The sequence below is a fragment of the Endozoicomonas sp. SESOKO1 genome (genome assembly GCF_024606265.1).
Taxonomy (GTDB): domain Bacteria; phylum Pseudomonadota; class Gammaproteobacteria; order Pseudomonadales; family Endozoicomonadaceae; genus Endozoicomonas.
The window spans coordinates 1-3032 of sequence record NZ_JAHHPP010000088.1 but is presented as its reverse complement, the minus strand read 5'-3'; the positions used below and the strand labels follow the sequence as shown (position 1 = coordinate 3032).

The 3032-nt window shown below is 52.7% G+C and carries 3 protein-coding genes; all 3 read right to left on the bottom strand.

All coding sequences use genetic code 11. The features are described from left to right. Positions 1-876: 2-oxo acid dehydrogenase subunit E2 (locus tag KDK13_RS04745; protein WP_257283790.1), on the bottom strand; the 876-nt coding region annotated here is incomplete at its 3' end. A 121-nt stretch (positions 877-997) separates the two neighbouring features. Beyond that, positions 998-1981: an alpha-ketoacid dehydrogenase subunit beta gene (locus KDK13_RS04740; protein WP_257283789.1), complete on the bottom strand. Its 984-nt coding sequence runs from the start codon at positions 1979-1981 to the stop codon at positions 998-1000. After that, complete coding sequence (gene pdhA / locus KDK13_RS04735; protein WP_257283791.1) at positions 1974-3029, bottom strand: pyruvate dehydrogenase (acetyl-transferring) E1 component subunit alpha; 1056 nt, start codon at positions 3027-3029, stop codon at positions 1974-1976. Before pdhA ends, KDK13_RS04740 begins: the two co-directional genes overlap by 8 nt. Between the last annotated feature and the right edge of the window lie 3 nt (positions 3030-3032).

The following is a 3032-nucleotide window of genomic DNA, read 5'->3' as shown; positions in this document are numbered from 1 at the left end:
AAAATTACTTAACGTAATCGTTGCTCCCTGAAGCTCTGAGTTTGGCAGACTTCTGTCTTTCACCCCTACCCTAAGCTGATTGATCCGCTCACGTACTTCTTTTTTATTCATTTTTTCGACATCGCGCATCACCGGAACGAATAGTCCCTCGTCACTATCGACCGCCAGCCCCAGGTCAACGGAATCATGAAGCTGTCTGCTCATGGAAGCGCCATCAAACCAGGCATTAAGTGCAGGCTCCGCTTCACTGGCACTGACAATCGCCTGAATCAGGCGAACCGTGATGTCTTCTTTATCATCCCAGTGATCAATATCCACATCATCGAACAGGGTTACCTGGACAACAGAAGCATGGGACTCTGCCATGGTCCGGGCCATGTGCTTACGGACACCTTTCAATGGTTCTGGATTTTCCAGGGGATAGGAAATGGTATGTTGTGCAGCGTTTCTATGGTTGGTGAGTGCACCAAGATCCACCTGAAATTGCTCAGCCAGTGATTTAAGTCCACTTTGCGCCATTTGAGCTGAAGACGCTGGTTGAATCTGCTCAGCCGCTGGTGAGCCAATGATAAAAGTATCGTCCCTATTGCTGCCGGCATCATCACTGGCCAGTTTACCCACTACCGTACCACTGTCTTCTTCATCGGTGACAAACTCAACCAGAGGGGCTCCGGTAAGAATAGTGTCACCGGGCTGACCACAGAGACGGGCAATGACGCCGGTACAGGGTGCAGGAACTTCAACCACGGCTTTGGCTGTCTCGACAGAGACCATCGGCTGGTCTTCTTTGACGCTATCCCCCTCTGCCACGTGCCATTCGACAATATCTGCTTCAGGAATGCCTTCCCCTAAATCCGGTAAATTGAAAAAGCGCATGAATGTACCTTTTTATTATAAAAATACTGCCTGTTATTTTTTTGTTTGCAGTCCTGCAGCTCTGACAGTATTTGCCGCTCAGGGCTATTTAAATAGTGTTTCGGTATTAGCAATGATCTGCCTAATGTCTGGCAAGAGTCTTGATTGATGCCCTGACAATATCATCGACCTGGGGCAGATAATGATCTTCCATTCTGTAGTAGGGCATTGTCGTATCAAACCCGGTCACCCGTTCAACGGGCGCCTTCAGATCGTCAAAAGCCCCTTCCATAAGACCGGCAGCAATCTCGGCACCCACACCAAAACTCCGACACGCTTCATGCACGATCACACACCGCCCGGTCTTTCTGACTGACGTCAGAATGGTCTCCATATCGAGCGGCTTGATGGTAGCGACATCAATCACTTCTGCACCAATGCCATGACTCTCCAGAATGTCGGCGGCCTCCATGGTTTCACGAACCGACGCCCCCCAACTGACCAGGGTAACATCCTGCCCGGTTTTTAACGTGAAACAGGTGTCCAGCGGCAAAGGGTCACTGGCAGCATCAATTATCTGCTTACTTGCCCGGTAGATACGTTTTGGCTCCAGGAAGATAACCGGATCCGGTTCGTTAATAGCCGCACGAAGCAAGCCGTAGGCTCTGACCGGTGACGATGGGATGACCACTCTTAACCCCGGAATATGGGCAAACAGCGCTTCGGTGCTTTCCGAATGATGTTCCGGGGCATGGATACCGCCGCCGAAGGGGGCTCGCACCACCAGAGGGCACGCCAGCCGCCCCCGGGTTCTGTTTCTCATGCGTGCGGCGTGGCAGATCAATTGCTCCATGGCCGGAAAGATGAACCCCATAAACTGTATTTCCGCCACCGGTTTCATACCCTGGGCAGCCATCCCCACACTGATACCGGCAATCAGGGTTTCTGCCAATGGTGTATCCATAACCCGCTTCAGGCCATACTTGTCCCGCAGCCCCTGGGTTGCCCGGAAGACACCACCATTGACCCCAATATCTTCACCAAGCATCACCACATCCGGGTCAGCAGCCATGGCATGGTCAAGCGCCAGATTAATCGCTTCAACCATGGTCAGTTTGTTATCCATTGAGGTGACCTCCGGCTGATTTCATGTTGTCCTGACGCCGCTTTTTCCTGTCAAGCTCTCTGGCCAGTGCCTCGTTTTTCTGTTGTTCCAGCTGAGCTGGCATATTCGCGTAGTGATAATCAAACAGGTCTTCAATAGCAGGCAGCGGTGTGTTCAGGTAGGTTTGCACGGCCTGCTCAATGATACGATCCGCCTCTTCTTTTAAAGCCTGTTCTTTGTGCTCATCCCATAACCCCCGGTGATGCAGAAAGTTACGGAGCCGCTTGATGGGTTCCTGTTGCCAGGCATCCTCGAGTTCTTCACTGGCACGGTAACGGCTGGCATCATCGGCCGTGGTGTGATCGCAAAGCCGATAGCTGACCGCTTCTATCACGGTAGCGCCCTTGCCCTGGCGTGCACGGTCAATAGCAGCACTGACCACCTGGTGAAGGGCAATAACATCATTACCATCAACCTGGTAAGACGGCAGGCCAGCGGCCAGCCCTTTCTGTGCCAGCGTCGGTGCACCGGACTGAATTTTCCTGGGCACCGAAATGGCCCACTGATTGTTGTTAATGACATAAACCACAGGTAGCTGCCAGGCACCGGCCAGGTTCAGTGCTTCACCAAAATCCCCTTTAGAGGTAGCGCCATCACCCAGTGCACATAACGCAACCTGCAAAGGGTTACCGGACTCGTGCCGGATTTTAATGGCGGTAGCGATACCTGCCGCGTGACCAGCCTGAGTAGCAATGGGTACACAATTCGGCAGATCCTGGCCCCAGGCCGGACTGGCACTCCCCCGCTCATCACCGCCCCAGTAGAGCATGACATCACTGAGTGGAATACCTCTTCTCATCAATCCCGGAAGATCCCGATAATAAGGAATCAGAACATCGCCTTTTGCCAGCAGGGCAGCACAAACCGTACTGATGGCTTCCTGTCCAAGACAGGAAGGGTAAGTGCCCATTTTACCGGTCCGTTGCAATGCCACCGCTTTCTGATCCCCCTGCCGGGCGATTACCATGGTTCGGTAGTAATCGATCAGAATTTCCTCATTACTGACCAGGCT